Origin of the sequence: Candidatus Tisiphia endosymbiont of Beris chalybata (genome assembly GCF_964026555.1) — a bacterium.
Classification (GTDB): domain Bacteria; phylum Pseudomonadota; class Alphaproteobacteria; order Rickettsiales; family Rickettsiaceae; genus Tisiphia.
Genome location: NZ_OZ032159.1, coordinates 440,660 through 460,592, shown reverse-complemented (window position 1 = coordinate 460,592; position 19,933 = coordinate 440,660). Strand labels below are relative to the sequence as shown.

Genomic DNA, 19,933 nt, shown 5'->3' with positions numbered 1-19,933 from the left:
GAATGGCGAGCAGGCAGCGTATATGTAAGGAGGTGAGCTCATGAGTTTACGATAAAATAAAAAAAACAATCCGGCAAAGTTAGTAGTATATATTACTTCTGTGCGTCTACTCCTTACAAAGTCCTTTTTTGAAACTCGATGCGAATTATGCAAGAAACCTGTTCGCTTGATACGAGGGGTGAAAGAGGACTAATATAAAATTTATTAAATTTTTGTAATTATGGAAGATATTAAGACTTGGCATTTAAAACTGGAGTTATGTGAATATGCTGATAGGCTATTGAGTAAGCTTACGCAGTTAAATAAGGAAGTAAACAGCCCTATTGATATTGAAGAAATTAAAAAAGCTATTTTTTATGCTAAAAAATATCACGGGTTACAAAAAAGGCAGTCTGGGGAACCGTTTTATTCTCACCCCCTAGAAGTAGCCTATATGGTGTCAGACCATATTTTTAAGACCGATATTATTGTTACTAGCATACTTCATGATACTATTGAAGACACTAGAATGACAGAAGGGATGATAGAAATGATTTTTGGCGGGGTAGTCGCAGCCCAGGTAGAGGAGCTGACTAGAGTAAAAAAAGACCGCAAGATTAGTGCTGCAGAAATATTACATTTATTATTTCAACACAAGAAATACGATTTATTACTAATTAAATTATTTGATCGTCTTCATAACATTCAAACTATTGAAGCAAAATCTCCAGAAAAAGCTAAGAAAACTATAGAAGAGACTCTAAAGTATTTCTTAGTTTTATGTGATGTGATAGAGCTTCCCTGGCTTTGCGATACTTTATATGAAAAATGCTATATTCAAAATATAAAGTTAGGGGTAGTAACTAATACAGATTTCTTTTTGGAAAAATCTGTTAGTACTTCTTTTCCATTTTTTCGAAATAAGTTACTCCCATAAAAAATCCTATAGCCACTGGTATAATTATTATCAATAATCCCTTTCCAGGCCCTAAATGCTCAGTAGTATAGGCTAGGCCGATAGAAACTATCCCATAGGTGCATAATTTAGCTACCGCGCTTAGAATACTAGTATATGTAAATCTTTTGAAAATAGGAAAATATTTATAAAATATTGGAGAAGCAGGTACGTGATCAAATACAAATAAAGCTGCTAAACATTGAAAAACAAAAATATAATTTGGATTAAGAGTATATGACACCACTATAGAAAATAAAATAATTGTTATTAAGAATAAATATAATTTCCATTTTAGTATTTTTAGGGGATGCATTATATAAGCAAGATATGTCAGGCCCAATATTCCTAGAAAATCTACTATAGATACCCAAAAATTTTGCGTAATAACCTGGTTGGGTGAAAATCCACAATCATGTTTTAGAATATCGCCACAATATATATAAACAAAATAAAAACACGGAGGTCTAGCGCATTGAATACACAAATACGCTATAGAAGTTAAAACAGGTACATCTTGATCCAGAATGTCTTTATTTATTTCAGTAAATTCAACTTTGTTTTCAGTGAGTCTTTCTTGTAACCGTTTCTTTTTATTAGTAAATTCAGCTGCTTCTTTTAAGCTAGTACGCGCAACAGAGCCAACTAATGCAATGCCGGCTCCTACCCAAAACGCTAAGCGCCAACTTGATTGATTTTGATTACCCATACTAGTAAAAATTGATGCCACGCCCAGGGCCGCCGTTGTTCCTACTGCAGAAAATACCGTGATTAAAGAAACTAAGGAATATTGAATGGGCGGTTTTGAGCTTTCAGTTAAATAAATTTCTGCCCCCCGAACTTCCGCAGTTGCAGCCATCCCCTGTATCATCCTACATGCTATAAGCACCCAAGAGGCTGTAATGCCTATTTCAGCATAGGTAGGGATAGTAGCAATAGTTATACAACAGACCCCCATTAAAAATGTAGTAACTATTACTACCGCTTTTCTTCCTATATAGTCCCCTATATAGCCAAATAATAATGCGCCAAAAGGCCTTAATACGTAAGTAGAGCAGAAGGTTAGGGCCGAGAGTAATTTTTTAGTGAAGGGATCATACTCTGGAAAGAATAAATCATTTAATAATACAGCCATATGCACATAAAGCATCAAATCAAAATATTCCAAAAATGTACCTATTGAGAGTAACCCTACGGCTTCAGTTTGTTGTCTAGTTAAACGAGTTTGGGCAAGAATGACTTTGCCATCTGGTTGGATGAATTTGTTCATATCTATCTACATTTTTTTAAATTATATAATCAATTAACACAAATAACCTTAAGTAATAGACAGAAACCAATATTTTTTAACTATTACTTTTCTTGAAGTACGAACAGTATCAAGTTCTCGATCATGTTAATTATTGTTTATAATTGGAAACCTTTCCTTCTTATATCACCTACAGTGATAAAAATTAAGTTAATTATTATTAATAAATAGAAAATTTTTATACTGGGAGTGACATTTTAGTCTTAAATAATCTTATAAAAATTTGAAATTATTAGTTTATTTATAGAGATATTTATACAATAAGTTTAATTTTATAAATATTATTGTAACTATAAGTTACAGCAGAAATTTATAAAAATCAACTATCAAATAAAGAATTTCTAAAATTTTTACTCATAAATTATCGTTAGGCTTGCAGCGTAAGCCCAACTAGCCCTTTTTAGATGTTAGAAGAAACAAAGACGGTTATTAGAGCTTACATATATCAACGACAAAATTACCGTCTAGGTTGCAGCAAGTCTAATGCAACAAGCATATTTGGAGCAGTGCTATGTATGCATTTTAACTATTTTGAAAAAAGATTATATTTCACAATCAGGTTTAGTGCTTGATTGCAGATAGTTGTTAAATATAATAAAAAGTTAAAATGCTTTGAGCAAGTTGCTTCATTATTAGTTCATTTTACCTGAAGTGCTCTAAGGCGTAAATAGGATCATAATTATTTTGTACATTATGTCTTAAAATAAATTCCCATTCTTGCGACGTGGATAATATATAGCAATACGATATACTGCTCGTACTTCAAGAATTGGATTTTATTTTAAATGGCGAGCGTTTGCTGCGTACATGCCAGTACGTGAGCACGTGAGTCCATGATAAAATAAAAAAACAATTTTTGAAAGACGAATAGTATACCTCTTAAAAAAATTTGGTTTTATGGTAAGGAAAATACTCATAATTGTTGTTGCAATTATGTCATTGTTAACATGTATTATGGTAACAATTAACAATTCTATTAATACTGATCTAATGTTACCGACCCTAGCGCACGAGTTAGGAGTAGCAACTTCATCTATCAGAACAGTTAAAATCAATAAATTTCCTATTCCGTTCTTGCTGATTAATTATATAAAAGAAGAAGGGCGGCTGGAATTAGAAAATGTTAAGATGTATTTTGATTTATATTCGTTACTGAAATTAACACCTAAGATTAAAGCAGTCAAAATATATAATGCCAAAATATATTTGGATCCTAAAGAGATAGAAATTGTAAATCATGATAAAATGATTAGTTCACTACTAACGCAGGAACTTAGTAAAATTAATGTTCACATTATAAATCTAAACATCCTAAATAAAAAGAGTGAACCTATGGCGATTTTAAGTAATTGTTATTTTACTCCAACAGATCACTTAGCTAATAGCTTTGGCTTTAAAGGGATAGTGGATAATATATTACATTTTTCTGCCATTGTAGAACAAAAAGGCCAACAAGCAAACTTTGATTTAACTCTTTATAATGACGAATATAATTTTCATCTAGTAGAAACATATAATGACGCGAAGTTAATTAGTGGGAAGGGTGAATATATAGTGCAAGATCTAGCTAGTGTTCTTAGCAATTTTATGCCAGATTTAAAAGCATTCTTTAGGAAATTTAAACAACATGAAATGGTCAAGATAGCTTTTGATATCTTACCGGCTGAACAATTATTAAAGTTCGAAAATTTAATCGTAGATTCTAATTCATCCTTTGGCAAGGGTTTCATTTATTTAAGTAAAATGAATGACGTAAGTAGTACCATAAACTTAGCTTTTTCTAAAATAAATATCCCTGCTCTTATCGGCCCTTCAGATACTATTAATAAGTTTAGCGATTCCTCCTACGGTCTAAGATTTATTTTTGATGATAAAATATTAGAAGCCTCTATTTCAGCAGATCAAATAATATTAGGGGGGGGCGAAATATTAAATAATACTCAATTATTATTAGGATTAGAAAATCGTCGCTTGGCTGTTAAAGATTTTTCTGCGCAAATTCAGTCGGGAGGAAATTTTCAACTTACCGGTAATGTGACCCAAAATTCTGTAAGGAGTATATTTGAAGGAAGGATTTACCTGCAACATAAAAGCCTTAGTAAAATATTAGACGCTATCGGATATAAACAAATAGATAGTACTCAACCCGCTCCTTTTACCTTACAATCAAATCTCAAATTAACTTTAATAGATGTATATTTGCAAAATCTTTTAATAAAAACTGGTAACACAACAGTTACCGGGGATATTACTACTAGTTTTATTGGCTCTATGCCGCATATTATGGCAAATCTAGAGATGTCCTCTCTTGATTTGACGCGACCTGGGTTTCCAATAATTTCTCCTATGATAAATTTTATTAAAAGTTTAACAACAGAAATGCAGTCTGAGACGTATTTTACTAAATATATACCTATTAGAACTATACAATATTTTGGTCACTTTGATGTGACTATTAATGATATGATTATAGGGGATAGACATTTTGGAAAAGTAGACCTAGTGGCAGCGGTTGCTCCTGGAAATATTGAAATTACTAACTTTGATTTAAGAAAAGATGATGTTTATCTTAATCTTAGTGCTAAATTATTAGCAGGTAAGATTAAGCCACAATTAGATATTAAGATAAGAGATGGCGCATTCGTGATAGACCCTGTAACTCCTAGCACTTTGTTAACCTTAAGGAATAAGTTATTAAATGAGTTCGATTTCAATAAATTGGAATTAAAATTGCAAGCTGCTTTATCTAAGCTTACTCAAGGTAAATTGATATTACAAAACCTTAAACTAGAATTAGCCAATAATAATACCTTATTTAATATTAGTAACCTGGAAGCAGAAATGTTAGGGGGGAAATTAAAAGCTGCCGGAAGTATTTTATTGGATCCATATACTCTAAGTTTTGCTTATGCATTAAATTCTATTAATTTAGCGCAGCTCTCTATGTTACTACCCAAAGGTTTCTTAGATAATTACGGAGGGCTCAGTATTAATGGGCAGTTTACTACTAATGGCGATACTTTAGAAAGATTATTATATAACCTTACTAACGAATCTGCGTTTATAATACAAAATGCAAAAATTGATAATCTCTCGCTAGATACGCTAGTAGAAAAAGTGAATGCTAAAGCTTATACTTCCGATTCTTTAAAAGACGATCTAGCAATAGCAAGCTCTCAGGGTCAAACTGAGATAGCTAAGTTACATGGAAATTTGCAGTTAAACAAGGGAATAGCCATACTGAAAGATATCCTGTTTAATACTAAATATATTAGCGGGGCCGCTTCTCTAGCGGTCAATATATATAATTATGGTCTTACCTTAAATTCAATATTATCATTTTATATAAATGAGGAAGAGAAGATTAAAGATGAAGATAAGAAAAACATTCCTGTAAAACTCCAACTAAATGCAAAAGGGACTATATTTAACCCCATTAAAACAATTCATGATCAGGAACTGCAGCAGTTTCTTGATAATCGGCAAAAAGATAAGGCAGTAAACAATGGTTAATTATATACGCTAGGAACTTCAAGAATTGGCGTCGTGTCTAAAGACTCATAGTACCCTACGATTTTTGTAGGGAGGCAGAGTAAGTAGTAAGAAGTTCTATTTTTGGAGGTATTAATAAGGTGCGTATTAGTTGAGTTACAGCTATTAATGATAGATTGATAAAAGATATTTTTAATATGATCAAACCCGTAAGTAAATAATGAAAATAATTGTTTTTCAGTGGTTTTTTGGAGTTTTATACGGATTGGGTTTAGTGAATTTTGTATTAAGCCATTCTTAACTATTAAAGCTGAAGCAATAGCAGTTACCACCAATAATTTTTTGAATCTATCCAAATTTACTAAGTGACTTTTTTCAATATCAAAGCCTCCGCTTTTGAGATGCTTAAACAACCGTTCGATGGACCAGCGGTACTATGGGCGAAGAGTCTCCTTCAAATTCTCTACCTGAAGCGGGTTTCGAAAGAAGTCTATTATATATATTTACACTGATCAACTGCCGGTTGATTAAATGGGTTAATCTTTAAGTGCTCTGCTATCACAATAATAGACAGCATAGTATCAATGATTTGTTCAACTATTATTGTTTCATTAGGTTCAAAATTGATCAATGTAGCTGGTCTTTTTGCCTGGATTAAGGCATGATATATATTATTTGCATGAGTAGCTAAGCTTGTGGCAATCTCAGAGTCTCCTTGATTATTAGTAATGATTTTATAAAATTTGTCATCTGGCCCTTCTAAATAAAGCTGCAACTGACTGTGTTGGTCAAAGGTGCCTCTTGCGATTACAGGTGTAATCCCAAAGCCATTTTTGCCCAGTGTCTCAGCTATAATTTGTTGTTGCCATTTACATAAACCATCTAATTGGTAACTATAATTAAACATTACTAATATGCTTCTACCTAAAGAATATTGTTGCAAATAATATTCAGCTATTTGGTAAATAACGGTGCTATCTGAGATAATCTCTAAGATTTTTTTGGTAGCTGCCGCAACAACTTTACTTATATTAAGACCTGCCACAGCTACGGGCAATAAAGAAGCGTTGGAAATTATTCCAAACCTTCCGCTACATATATTGTCATGTTCAAAAAAATGAGTTTTAAAAGATTGAGCTAAATTATTAAGTAAATTATCAGTAAAAGGTGCAATAATATACATATTGCGAGGAGAAACTGGTAAACTTTCTAAAGCATATTTAGTTAATAAATATGTTTCGTTAGTATTACCTGATTTACTCAAAGAAAAAAATACTGACTTATTTAAATTGATAGAGGATAATTTGTCATTAAGTTCTACTTGATCTAAGCTATCAAGATATACTATTTGTTTGGAGCGCCTAATGCAGGCACTAAGTAATGCTCTAATATTTAAAGATGACGCGCCAAAACCGATAATAATAATACTTTCATATATATTAGCAATAGAGGCAGCCATCTCCTTGATCTGCTCTTGTTTAATTAAGTCAAATTTTAAAAAATCATACTTATTATTTTGAAGCTGTAAAATAAGATTTTCACATAGCTTATTAAGCATTTAACACTTATCCTGCAATAATTCTAGCATAGTTTTGCCAATATTAGCTGGCGACCTAGTAATTGTAACCCCAGCGCTTTGTAATGCTTCTAGCTTATGCTCCGCTGAGCCTTGCCCTTTAGAAACAATAGCCCCGGCATGGCCCATTCTTTTACCTTCCGGTGCTGTTATACCAGCAATAAAACTCACTACTGGTTTTTTGATTTTTGCAGATTTAATTAATTCAGCAGCTTTTTCTTCTGCGTCTCCTCCTATCTCACCTATCATAATAATGGCTTGGGTCTCATTATCTTGCAAAAATAATTCTATAGCATCACAAAAATCTGTACCATTAACTGGATCTCCCCCAATACCAATACAAGTAGATTGTCCAAGCCCTACTGCAGTAGTTTGGGCCACTGCTTCATAAGTTAAAGTACCCGATCTAGATACAATACCTATAGTACCTCTTTTATGGATATAGCCCGGCATTATTCCTATCTTGCATTCCCCCGGGGTAATAATACCAGGGCAATTTGGGCCAATTAATCTAGTTTTTGCCCCCACCAGCGCTCTTTTAACTTTTACCATGTCGAGAATTGGTATTCCTTCAGTAATGCATACTACTACCTCAATCTCTGCATCTATCGCTTCTAGAATTGAGTCAGCAGCAAAGGGGGGGGGGACGTAAATAACACTAGCATTTGCTTGCGTTTTTACAACTGCTTCACGTACGCTATTATATACTGGTAGATCTAAATGAGTTTGCCCTCCTTTTCCTGGCGTTACTCCTCCTACCATTTTAGTTCCATAGCTAATGGCCTGTTCAGAGTGAAAGGTTCCTTGTGAGCCAGTAAAACCCTGACAAATTACTCTAGTATTTCTATCAACTAATATAGCCATATATTTATTTCCTGTATTTTAAGTAAGTCATTACATCTTTAACCTTATTCTATATAAGAATACTTTGGTAATTCTTATAAATAATCTAGATATTATTTTACTGCTGCAACAATTTGTTCAGCGGCGTCATTTAAATCATTGGCTGCAATTATTTTTAGTCCTGAATTACCCAAGATATTTCGTCCTAATTCAAAATTAGTGCCAGATAAACGTACAACTAGGGGAACCGTAATACCGATCTCTTTTACTGCAGCAATGATCCCCTCAGCAATAATATCACAGCGCATTATACCACCAAAAATATTAACTAAAACACCATGTACTCCCTGATCTGATAAAATTATTTTAAACGCTTCAGTTACTCTCTCGCGGTCAGCTCCTCCGCCAACATCTAAGAAATTTGCCGGTTCCGCGCCGTATAGCTTAATAATATCCATAGTGGCCATAGCCAGTCCTGCTCCATTAACCATACAGCCAATATTACCTTTCATTTTCACATAACTAATGCCCGCATTAGCCGCTCTAGTCTCTAGAGCATTTTCTTCATCTTCATCCCTTAAGGCGGCAATATTCGGGTGCTTAAATAAAGCATTATCATCAAAATTAATTTTAGCGTCTAAGGCAAGTAAACTGCCATCAGGTTTAGTAATTAAGGGGTTGATTTCAATCTGGCTCGCATCCGTTTCAATGAAAGCTTTATAAGTTGAGTCAACAATTTGCATCATCTGTTTGATTTGCTCACCTTTAAAGCCAAGTTTATAAGCTATCTCACGGCAATGAAAAGATTGTATTCCTATTGCTGGATCAATGGACACGGTAATAATTTTTTCTGGGCTTGCCTGCGCTACTTCTTCAATATCCACCCCTCCTTCGGTAGAAGCTATAAAAGTGATCGTGCTACTACTACGATTAAAGACTGCGCTAAAATAATATTCCTTTAAAATATCACTCCCGGCCTCTACGTAAACACGCCGGACTTTTTGCCCTTCTGGAGAAGTCTGATGAGTTACTAAATTAATGCCAAACATGGCATGAGCAGCTTTTTTTGCAGCCTCCTTGTCCTTCACAACCTTTACTCCGCCCGCCTTACCTCTACCACCTGCATGAATCTGAGCTTTCACTACATATAGATCTGCATTTAATTCATCAATTAATCGATCAATATCTTCTTTGCGCAATATTACCGCACCTGTAGAAGTGGGTATATTATATTGCTGTAAAATTATCTTCGCTTGATATTCATGAATATTCATTGTTTGTAATTGTTTATTAAATATTTAAAGATACTATATAATACTACAAATATCATCCCTGTAAAGCTTCATTTCAAGGTTAAGTTTCTCGGTTCTGGGAAGGAAATTTTTATAGCTTGATTTATGCGTGCTTGATTTATGCGTATTTTGTCTGAAAAATAGTAGAAATTTTTTAACATCAGTACACTATATCCTATAAAATTCCCACTATTTTTCGATTAAAACGCTCTATAAATCACTTCTATAAAAAATTCCTTCCCAGAACCTACTAAAGTATACTAAGTAATACCAATGCAAGATAAGAGAAATTATTCTTAAGCTTGAATTAGGGTGATTAACAAATTAAGAAACAATTCCACATAAAAATTTACTTAACAGGCCGCTTGGGAAACTCGCATCGCGCAGGGAATTTCAAGGAGACTCTTTGCCTCGAACTACAGCGCACTAGGGTGTATGTGAGGATTTGAACCTATAGATTCAATAGACCTCTTGCATAACCTAAAGATAATTGAAGAATTTTTAGGAGAAACGAAGTCGAGTACCGCAGCGTACATAGACGTACGTGAGGAACAGAGAGGAGTTTCGACGACAAAATTACCAATTAGATTAGGTTATGCAAGAGGTCTATTGTTAGAAGACACTAAGCCAGTTACTAAAACATGATATACTGCTCGTACTTCAAGAATTGGATTTTATTTTAAATGGCGAGCGTTTGCTGCGTACATGCCAGTACGTGAGCACGTGAGTCCATGATAAAATAAAAAAACAATTTTTGAAAGACGAGTAGTATATTATTCATGACATAGATGTAGCTGAAAAGCGCCAGGTAGAGTCGCAAAGACAAAATAACTGACTAGGTTCTGTGAAGTTTTCTATGTAAGGAGTAGATTTATAGGCATTTTTGCTTACAGAACCGCAGCGCACTAGGGTGCATGTGAGGATTCGAGAACGAAAATAACGACGAAATCGACCATGAGATAGAAACCTTTACAAAACCTAGATTGCCTTATGCAGGAAGTCTAATTTATACCAAATTTATATTAGCGATTAGAATAAAATATCAGTATAATACATGAATTAAACATAAATTATAATAATGATAAAAATCACTATAGATAATATTGAAGTTGAAGTGGAAGCAGGTACTACAATACTACAAGCTTGTAATAAGCTAGGGATAGAAGTGCCACATTTTTGCTATCATGAACGTTTAAAAGTTGCAGGGAATTGTAGGATGTGCTTAGTAGAAATGGAAAAATTTCCTAAGCCAGTGGCTTCTTGCTCTATGCCAGTTGCCCCTTCTATGGTGATTCATACTAATAGCCTTGAAGTCAAGAAAGCGCGCGAAGGGGTCATGGAGTTTTTATTAATCAATCATCCCCTAGATTGTCCTATTTGTGACCAAGGGGGAGAGTGTGATTTGCAAGATCAAGCTTTTAAGTATGGTAGAGGTAGTAACAGATTCGTAGAAAATAAAAGGACAGTCAAAGATAAATATATGGGGCCTTTAATCAAGACCCATATGACCAGATGTATTCAATGTACAAGATGTATAAGATTTGCCACTGATATAGCAGGTATTGAAGAAATAGGAGCTATCTTTCGAGGAGAACATATGGAGGTGACGTCGTATTTAGAGCGGAGCCTTGATTCGGAGCTTTCAGGCAATATTATAGATATTTGTCCGGTGGGAGCGCTAAATTCCAAGCCTTATTCTTTTAAAGCTCGGAGTTGGGAGTTGTCCAGAACTCCATCTATCGATGTGTTGGATGCACAAGGCTGTAATATAGCAATCGATACTCGGGGTGACGAAGTCATGAGAATATTACCTCGAGTAAATGATGAGATTAATGATGAATGGATCTCAGATAAAGCGAGATTTTCTTACGATGGGCTAAGATATCAACGATTAGATACTCCCTATATCAGAGTAAATGGTAGGTTAGTTGAAGCATCCTGGGATGATGCTATCAAGCTAGTGACAAAAAAATTAAGAATATTAGAAGGAAACCAAATAGGTGCTATCGCAGGTCAGCTTGCCTGCGTAGAATCAATGTTTTTGTTAAAGACTATGTTACAAGTATTAGGCTGTAATAATTTTGATAGTAATCAATTTAATTATAAAATTGATAGTTCAAATAGAGGGAATTATTTATTTAATACTACTATTGCTAAATTACCAGAAGCTGATTTGTGTTTAATAATAGGGGCTAACATTAGACAAGTAGCTCCAGTGCTGAATTCACGCCTGGGTATATTACAAAGGGAGGGCAAGTTAGATTTATATCGAATTGGGAATGTGGATAACCAAACTTATTTTACAAATGAATTAGGTACTGATCCTGCTATAATTAGCCAAATAATCACGGGAGAGCATAATTTTGCTAAACAATTACAAAATGCAAAAAAGCCTATCATAATTATTGGCGATGGAGTATATGCGCGAGATGATGGATACGCGCTTTTATCTCTTATTCATCAAATGGTAGAGCAATATAAAATAGTTAGGGAAGATTGGAATGGCTTGAACATATTACATAATCACGCTTCGATGGTAGGGAGTTTAGATATTGGCTTTAGCCCCCAAAATGGCGGTAGTAGTGTGGTAGAGATCTTGCGTAAGTCGCAAGAGGGAAAGATCAAGCTGGTTTATTTATTAGGCAGTGATGAAGTAGATATGGAGAGATTAAAATCTTCTTTTATAGTATATCAAGGTCATCATGGCGATAGAGGTGCAAATGCCGCGGACGTAATTTTTCCTGCCACTAGCTATATAGAAAAAGATGCAATTTATGTTAATTTTGAAGGAAGAGCTCAATATACTAACGCGGCTACTTACCCGCTGGGGCAAGCTAAAGTAGATTGGCTTATTATCAAGGAGCTAGCAGATAGTGTAGGAATAGATATAGGGATAAGAAACCTAGCGGATATTAGGCGCAATCTAGCAAGTGAATTCCCTATCTTTGCCAATATGGATAGTATAGTAAAAGGGGGTTTTAGCAAGTTTTTATCTAGCGAGCAACTGCTGAGGCAGGATATAGTAAGTAATCCGATAAATTATTATATGACTGATTCTATTAGTAGAGCTTCGGTGACTATGGCAAAATGTGTAGCAGCAAAACAACAAAGAGAAAAAGTAGCATGATAGAGCTGTTAGGGCAATATATATTACCAATAATTATTATATCCTTAAAAATACTTACTATTACGATCCCATTGCTTCTTTGCGTTGCTTACCTTACCTATACTGAACGTAAAGTTATAGGGTTAATCCAGCTTAGAATAGGTCCGAATATGGCGGGTCCTTTTGGTTTATTGCAGCCAATAGCGGATGCTTTAAAATTACTATTTAAGGAAGCAATTATTCCAAACCCCGCGGATAAAATATTATTTACTTTAGCGCCGATGATTACTTTTATACTTAGCTTAATAGGTTGGGCGGTAATACCTTTCGATAAAGGAATGGTATTGGCTAATATCAATGTGGGAGTTCTATATATTATGGCGATTTCCTCCTTAGGTATTTACGGAATAATTATAGCTGGTTGGGCTAGTAATTCAAAATATGCTTTTTTTGGAGCTATCCGAGCTTCTGCCCAAATGATTTCTTATGAAGTATCTATTGGACTTGTGATTGTAACGGTGCTATTAACCACAGGGACCCTTAACTTATCAGAAATTATTGAAAAACAACAATTATTACCTTGGTGGGTAGATTTAATGTTACTACCAATGGGGGTGATATTTTTTATTTCGGTACTTGCCGAAACTAATAGATTACCCTTTGATTTAGCAGAAGCTGAATCTGAGCTAGTGGCAGGTTATAATGTTGAATACTCTTCGATGGGATTTGCATTATTTTTCCTAGGAGAATATGCTAATATGATATTAGTTAGTGCAATGACTACTATTTTCTTTTTAGGGGGGTATTTACCTCCTTTTGGTATTGCATTATTAGGTTTTATTCCAGGTTTCATTTGGTTTATTTTGAAAGTTGGGTTTTTGCTATTTTGTTTTTTATGGATAAGAGCTACGCTGCCGAGATACCGGTATGATCAACTGATGCGATTAGGCTGGAAAGTATTTTTACCGTTTACTTTATTGTGGGTGGTGTTATTGTCAGCTATATTAGTATTTACCAATAATTTACCTAATTGAGCTGGCTGCGGCATTGCACAAGATGTTAGACCACTTTCGGATACTTGCTATTGGTCGGAGGATTTAAAGAAAATGAGGCGAACAAAACTGCAACGCCCTCTTGGAAGCTAGATGATGATCCTTGGCTAGATTAGACATATATACTCGCTGAACTTCAAGAATTGGCGTCGTCTTGCCCTAAAGATCGAGGCTGCTCACGTACTATAGTACGCTGCGCTGCTCGACTTCGCCACTCCTCGTTCTTCTTGAAGTTGATTCTATCGTCTACCAACTCTTCAGGTACGAGCAGTATATAGTTACAGGGTGATACAAGTTTCGAAAGAGATCTATTAGACTTCTCCTATAATAGACTTCTTGCATAAGCCTCTAATAGGTGATTTTGTTGTCAAAACGTGGCCCTTCCGCTCCTCATGCACATCCTTGTGCACAGCTCGGCTTGGCTTTGTTTTTCCTAAAAATCCCGCGGGCTATTTGCGGCTTATGCAGGGAACCCAATAAAAACGGTAACAGAGGAAAATGAGCATTTTATATGAAAATAATTAATTATCTAAGATCTTTTTTCCTATTTGAAATAGTATTTGCCTTAGCATTAACACTGAAATATTTCTTTAAGCCCAAAGTGACCTTAAATTATCCTTATGAAAAAGGACCGATTAGTCCAAGATTTAAAGGGGAGCACGCCCTAAGGCGTTATGCTAACGGGGAGGAGAGATGTATTGCTTGTAAATTGTGTGAAGCAATTTGTCCGGCGCAAGCGATCGTTATTGAAGCAGAAGAAAGAGCAGATGGGAGTAGAAGAACTACTAGATATGATATTGATATGACCAAATGTATTTATTGCGGTCTGTGCCAAGAAGCTTGTCCAGTTGATGCCATAGTAGAGGGACCTAATTTTGAATTTGCTACTTTTACTCATAGAGAATTAATATATAACAAAGACAAATTATTGAAAAATGGTGACATGTGGGAACAAGAATTAGCAATTAAGTTACAAGAGGATTATAAATATAAATAGGATTGATTATGGAGATATTTTTTTATTTATTTGCTAGCCTTATGATTATCAGTAGTTGTTTGGTAGTGATTAGCAAAAACCCCATTTATTCTGTACTTTGGTTAATTTTTAGTTTTTGTAATGCTTCTGGCCTAATGATTTTATTAGGAGCAGAATTTTTAGCCATGATGTTGATTGTGATATATGTGGGGGCCGTAGCCGTGCTCTTTTTATTTGTAATCATGATGTTAGATATACATTCAATATATGTTGTAGAACAATTTAAAAGAAACTTGCTTGTCAGCAGTGTTGTGGCCTTGATTATGTTTACTGACTTTATTTTAATTATTTTGCTAGGGACTAAAAATATTCCTGCTAGGCTTAATGACTTTGTAGCCTCTGCAGATATAAGTAATACTAAGGCAATTGGGTTAGTATTATATACTGATTTTATTTTACCTTTCCAAATGGCAGGTATTATTTTATTTGTTGCCATGATATCATGTATTATTTTAACCGTTAGGCATAGGCCAGGGGTGAAAAGACAAAATATTGTGGTGCAAAACAGTAAAAGTAAAGAGAATTCTCTATTAATACTTAACCCTGATATAAATGAAGGGATAGAAGGCATTAAATATGAATAATAATATTACATTGGATCATTATTTGATTTTATCAGCTTGTATTTTTAGTATAGGCATGGTGGGGTTGTTTTTGTATCGTAAGAATGTCATTGCCCTACTCATGTCAATAGAATTAATGTTGCTAGCAGTTAATGTAAATTTCATAGCATTTTCAGCTTATGCGAATGATATTACCGGCCAGATTTTTAGTATAATAATTTTGACTATAGCTGCAGCGGAGACAGCCATAGGGCTTGCAATATTATTAGTATATTTTAGAAATAAGGGGTCGATAAATCTAAGGGATATTAATCAAATGCAAGGTTAGCGCTGCCCTCTGGGTATCTTGTGAGGCACTATAAGAATTGGGGTAGCCGTAGAGGGATTCCAGGCCTTAGATATTCACGTATATACTGCTCGTACTTCAAAACCATCATTTTATTTTGAATGGTGAGCGAGCGCAGCACACATGTCAATATGTGAGCACGTGAGTTCACGATAAAATAGACTTCATATATAAGTCGATCTAGGTTCTTATATCTTAGAAATAAGTTATAAGTAGATATAAGAACCTAAAAATCCCCCACTCTGTTCGACTTATGCAGGAAGTCTAATATATACAGGCAAAATTAATTTTATTTTAATGTTAGTGTTGGGAGTAACTTAGAGTATAATCGATTGATAAATTTTTGGAGAAAATATGGGATCAAATTTGTTATATCTATTTAAAGATGTGCGGTTTTTGCCTATTTTTGTGGTGCAGTTTTGTGGATGTGTTAATGACAACATAATGAAAAACGCTTTGATTATGTTAATTACTTATCAATTATCTAATCAATTATTATTATCAGCTCCCTTAATGGTATTAGCAGCTAATACCATTTTTGTATTACCTTTTGTTATATTTGCTAGCTTAGCAGGACAGCTAGCAGATAGATATGAGAGGTCTATGATCGTTAAAGTTATTAAACTATTTGAGCTATTTATAGCCATCTTTGCTGCTTATGGTTTCAGGTGTAATAATTTAGGGGTACTGTTTTTGTCTATTTGTTTTATGGGCATACATTCAACTTTTTTTGGGCCAATTAAATATAGCGTATTGCCGGATCATCTCCATAAAGATGAATTATTAGGGGCTAATGGTTTTGTGGAGGCCGGCACATTTTTTTCTATTTTAGTAGGTACTATTATAGGAGGATATTATACCATAAATAGTAATTTAATTATAATGGTGCTGCTAATTATTGCGATAGTAGGGTTGATCACTAGCTTATTCATGCCCAGATCCAATAATGCTAATCTCAAGATAAAAATTAATTTTAATTTATATCAAGAAAGCATAGAAATGCTCAAATATGTTAAAACTAAGAAACAGATATATTTAGCAATTCTAGGAATTTCTTGGTTTTGGTTTATTAGTGCCGCAATATTCTCTCAAATTCCATCTCTTGCTAAAGAAACTTTAGGAGCTGATGAAAATGTGGCTAATTTATTTCTTGCTACCTTTTCTATTGGAGTAGGAGTAGGGTCCTTCCTGTGTAGCAAGATTTTAGAAAATGAGATTACTACTAAATATATTTTTCTTGCCTCAATAGGTATAAGTATATTTGGTATTGATTTATTTTTTGCTAGCCGAATCGGAATGATCCAATATGAACCAGAGCAGTTAAGAAGTATATTGGTTTTTTTATCTAAAAAACATAATTGGCGTATTATTATAGATTTATTCTTTATTTCAGCAATAGGGGGGGTATATATAGTCCCTCTTTATGCAGTATTACAATATTTCAGTTCCTTTGCGCATCGTAGCAGAATAATTGCTATTAATAATTTTATAAATTCTATTTTTATGGCGGGATCTACCCTTATCCTTTCTCTCTTATTTTATTGGGGATATTCCATTCCATTTGTCATATTATTTATTAGTGTCCTGAATATAGTAGTTGCTTATTATATCTATGAATTAATCCCAGAAGTAAAAATTCTTCCTTTTTCTGTAGTTCGAGGAGTTTTAAAATTTATTTTCGATTTTATGTATAATGTTGAGGTTAAAGGAATCGAAAATTTTTACAAGGCTGGTAAGAGGGTAGTGATTATAGCTAATCATATTTCCTATCTTGATCCGGCAGTGCTGGCAACTTATCTGCCTGAAGAGATGACTTTTGCTATTAATACAGCTATAGCTAAAGCGTGGTGGGTAAGGCCATTTTTAAAACTGAATAAAACTTTATCAGTAGATTCTACTAGTGCAATGGCTATTAAAACCTTAATTAAGGAAGTACAAAAAGATAAAAAAATTGCTATTTTTCCTGAAGGCAGAATAAGTATTACGGGTTCTCTAATGAAAGTTTACGAAGGCCCGGGGATGATTGCAGAAAAAGCTGGGGCAACAATTTTACCCGTGAGAATAGATGGGACACAATTTACACATTTTTCAAAACTTAAAAATATATTAAAAACTCGTGTTTTCCCTAAAATTACTGTAACAATTTTACCGCCAGTCCAATTCGCTTCAAAACAGGGCATCCAGAATATGGATAATAGGACAAAGCGTAAATATATGGGGCAGGCACTTTACGATATTATGGTTGATATGATGTTTGAAAGTTCTGATTATAAAAACACTCTCTTCCAGTCGCTTATTGAATCTGCCAAAGTGCATGGCTTTAAAAAAGGTATAGTCCAAGATGGAGATTATCATCCTATTACTTACCGGCAATTATTATTAGACTCTTTTACTTTAGCATATTTAATTAAACGAGATGCCCAAAACTCAGATTATTTAGCTCTCATGTTGCCTAATATCATTAAAGCGGTCAGTACTTTTTATTCTATGCAAGCTCTAGGTATTACGGTTGTCATGCTTGACTATATGAGTGAAGTAAACAATATAATTTCTGCCTGTCACACAACAAGGGTCAAGATAATCTATACTTCAAGAGAATTTATAGAAAAAGCTAGATTACAAGAAACTATTGTAAAAATTTCAGACGCTAATATAAAAATTATTTATTTAGAAGATCTCCAGCAACGAATTAGCTGGCGCTTGAGAATAAAATTATTTATCTGCAATTTATTCCCAGAAAGCTATTATAAACATATCTGTACTAATCATAAGGATCAAAGTCCAGCAGTGGTGGTATTTACTTCTGACTGGCCTACTGCCCAAAAAGCAATAGTTTTATCTCACAGGAACTTGCAAGCAAATAGGTTTCAACTTCTTGCTAAATTGCAGTTTAGTCCTGACGACCTTGCTTTTATTGCAACGCCTTTTTCTGATTGCTTTGGCTTAAGCAGTACTATAATGATGATATTAAGTGGGGTGCCCACATTTCTTTATATTTCTGCTCAGCATTATCGCAATATTCCTGAAGTAATATATGATATTGGCGCTACTATTATATTTAGCGCTGATACATTTTTGAGTAGCTATGCCTTATATGCCCATCCTTATGATTTTTATTCTATAAGATACGCGTTTGCTTATGGAGAAAAACTGCATGAAAAAACCCGGCAATTATGGCTTAATAAATTTGGGGTGAGAATTTTTGAAATGTATGGTGCTGCTGAAATGTCAGCGATAATTGCCTGCAATACCCCTATGCATTATAGGCCAGGAACTGTAGGTCGGTTAGTACCACAGGTGGAATATTATATTAAGCAAGTGGAGGGAGTAGAAGGAGCAGGGCAGCTATTTGTTAAAGGGCCGAATATTATGCTTGGTGAGATGTTTGCTAACAATCCGGCGGTCCTGCACTTTACTGCTTCTGAACTAGGTTTAGGGTGGCTAGAGACACAAGATATAGTCAGGATTGACGAAGATGGTTATATAACTATTTTAGGCAAAATAGAACAGTTTATTAGAATAGAGGATAAGACGATTTCTTTACTATTAATAGAGCAATTGGCAAATATGATAGATGAGGATAGTATTAATGCGGTTATTTATCTCAAGAACCTTAATAGAGAAAAGAAGATTATTCTTTTTACTACTAGTTTTTCTATTAATAACGCCAAATTTATAGAAATACTCTATAAAAATTTATTAACTTTGACTTATTTGCCGGAAATTATCAATTTGCAAGAAATACCTATGTTGTCTGGGGGCCAGATAGATTATAAACAGTTGGAAGATATTCACCTCAAGTCGATTTAAGTAAAATAATTATGGAAATGCAGATAGTTCAGTGCTATAAGTAAGCTAGTAAAAATAATAGTTTTAGGTATATACTACTTGTCTTTCAAGAATTGTTTTTTTATTTTATCATGGGCTCACGTGCTCACGTACTAGCATGTACGTTGCGCGCGCTCGCCATTTAAAATAAAATCCAATTCTTGAAGTACGAGCAGTATACTAGGTGCTATGAAGGTTTCTATGTAAGGAGTAGATTTATAGGCATTTTTGCTCACAGAACCGCAGCGTACTAAATGTATGTGAAGATTCGAGAACGAAAATAACGATCGATAAGACCATTAGATAGAAACCTTCACAGAATCTACTCATCTTTCTAGAATTACTTTTTTATTTTACCTGAGTTTGGCGTGTTCACGTAACATATGTACGTTGCGTCTATCTATGGCTCAAAATAAAATCTAATTCTTAAAATATGAGTAATATATTGGAGAGGTGGCCGAGTGGCCGAAGGCGACGGTTTGCTAAACCGTTATACGGGTTAACCGTATCGAGGGTTCGAATCCCTCTCTCTCCGCCAATCGGAACAGACGATCGT

At 34.3% G+C, this 19,933-nt stretch carries 14 protein-coding genes and 1 tRNA gene; 10 read left to right on the top strand and 5 right to left on the bottom strand.

Annotated elements, in window-relative coordinates; genetic code table 11:
* The first annotated feature begins 220 nt into the window (after positions 1-220).
* On the top strand, positions 221-916 hold the full coding sequence (locus tag AAGD44_RS02305) for an HD domain-containing protein (RefSeq protein ID WP_341764399.1): 696 nt from the start codon (positions 221-223) through the stop codon (positions 914-916).
* On the opposite strand, the gene AAGD44_RS02300 is transcribed toward AAGD44_RS02305, so the two are convergent.
* Positions 873-2,204 (bottom strand): MFS transporter, encoded by a 1,332-nt coding sequence (locus AAGD44_RS02300; protein ID WP_341764398.1) that lies wholly within the window; start codon positions 2,202-2,204, stop codon positions 873-875. The genes AAGD44_RS02305 and AAGD44_RS02300 overlap by 44 nt on opposite strands.
* Before the next feature lie 936 nt (positions 2,205-3,140).
* Between AAGD44_RS02300 and AAGD44_RS02295 the strand changes: the two genes are divergently transcribed.
* A complete protein-coding gene (locus AAGD44_RS02295) occupies positions 3,141-5,756 on the top strand; it encodes an AsmA-like C-terminal region-containing protein (RefSeq protein WP_341764397.1) in 2,616 nt (871 codons plus the stop codon).
* Here AAGD44_RS02295 and AAGD44_RS02290 read toward each other — a convergent pair.
* From AAGD44_RS02290 to sucC, 4 genes are all read right to left on the bottom strand, one after another.
* A complete protein-coding gene (locus AAGD44_RS02290; RefSeq protein ID WP_341764396.1) occupies positions 5,753-6,148 on the bottom strand; it encodes a hypothetical protein in 396 nt (131 codons plus the stop codon). The two genes, AAGD44_RS02295 and AAGD44_RS02290, sit on opposite strands and share 4 nt — an antisense overlap.
* A gap of 80 nt (positions 6,149-6,228) precedes the next feature.
* Positions 6,229-7,293 (bottom strand): hypothetical protein, encoded by a 1,065-nt coding sequence (locus AAGD44_RS02285; protein ID WP_341764395.1) that lies wholly within the window; start codon positions 7,291-7,293, stop codon positions 6,229-6,231.
* On the bottom strand, positions 7,294-8,175 hold the full coding sequence (gene sucD, locus AAGD44_RS02280) for a succinate--CoA ligase subunit alpha (RefSeq protein WP_341764394.1): 882 nt from the start codon (positions 8,173-8,175) through the stop codon (positions 7,294-7,296).
* Between the two features lie 92 nt (positions 8,176-8,267).
* Positions 8,268-9,428 carry an ADP-forming succinate--CoA ligase subunit beta gene (sucC, locus tag AAGD44_RS02275; RefSeq protein WP_341764393.1) on the bottom strand — a complete coding sequence of 387 codons (1,161 nt, stop codon included), beginning with the start codon at positions 9,426-9,428 and terminating at the stop codon, positions 8,268-8,270.
* A 489-nt stretch (positions 9,429-9,917) separates the two neighbouring features.
* On the opposite strand from sucC, the gene AAGD44_RS02270 reads away from it, so the two are divergent.
* The 8 genes from AAGD44_RS02270 to AAGD44_RS02235 all read left to right on the top strand — a co-directional run bounded on the left by AAGD44_RS02270 (position 9,918) and on the right by AAGD44_RS02235 (position 19,915).
* Positions 9,918-10,091, top strand: coding sequence for a palindromic element RPE1 domain-containing protein (locus tag AAGD44_RS02270; RefSeq protein WP_341764392.1), 174 nt, complete (start codon positions 9,918-9,920; stop codon positions 10,089-10,091).
* Positions 10,092-10,524: 433 nt separating this feature from the next.
* On the top strand, positions 10,525-12,573 hold the full coding sequence (gene nuoG, locus AAGD44_RS02265; protein ID WP_341764391.1) for an NADH-quinone oxidoreductase subunit NuoG: 2,049 nt from the start codon (positions 10,525-10,527) through the stop codon (positions 12,571-12,573).
* Positions 12,570-13,586, top strand: a complete 1,017-nt coding sequence (nuoH, locus tag AAGD44_RS02260) for an NADH-quinone oxidoreductase subunit NuoH (RefSeq protein ID WP_341764390.1) — start codon at positions 12,570-12,572, stop codon at positions 13,584-13,586. Before nuoG ends, nuoH begins: the two co-directional genes overlap by 4 nt.
* Positions 13,587-14,121: 535 nt before the next feature.
* Positions 14,122-14,601, top strand: coding sequence for an NADH-quinone oxidoreductase subunit NuoI (nuoI, locus tag AAGD44_RS02255; RefSeq protein ID WP_341764654.1), 480 nt, complete (start codon positions 14,122-14,124; stop codon positions 14,599-14,601).
* Between the two features lie 8 nt (positions 14,602-14,609).
* Positions 14,610-15,224, top strand: a complete 615-nt coding sequence (locus tag AAGD44_RS02250) for an NADH-quinone oxidoreductase subunit J (RefSeq protein ID WP_341764389.1) — start codon at positions 14,610-14,612, stop codon at positions 15,222-15,224.
* Positions 15,217-15,531 carry an NADH-quinone oxidoreductase subunit NuoK gene (nuoK, locus tag AAGD44_RS02245; RefSeq protein ID WP_341764388.1) on the top strand — a complete coding sequence of 105 codons (315 nt, stop codon included), beginning with the start codon at positions 15,217-15,219 and terminating at the stop codon, positions 15,529-15,531. The genes AAGD44_RS02250 and nuoK overlap by 8 nt, the downstream gene beginning before the upstream one ends.
* A gap of 372 nt (positions 15,532-15,903) precedes the next feature.
* Positions 15,904-19,359, top strand: coding sequence for an acyl-[ACP]--phospholipid O-acyltransferase (locus AAGD44_RS02240; protein ID WP_341764387.1), 3,456 nt, complete (start codon positions 15,904-15,906; stop codon positions 19,357-19,359).
* 465 nt (positions 19,360-19,824) lie between these two features.
* Positions 19,825-19,915 (top strand) — tRNA-Ser (locus AAGD44_RS02235).
* The last annotated feature ends 18 nt before the right edge of the window (positions 19,916-19,933 follow it).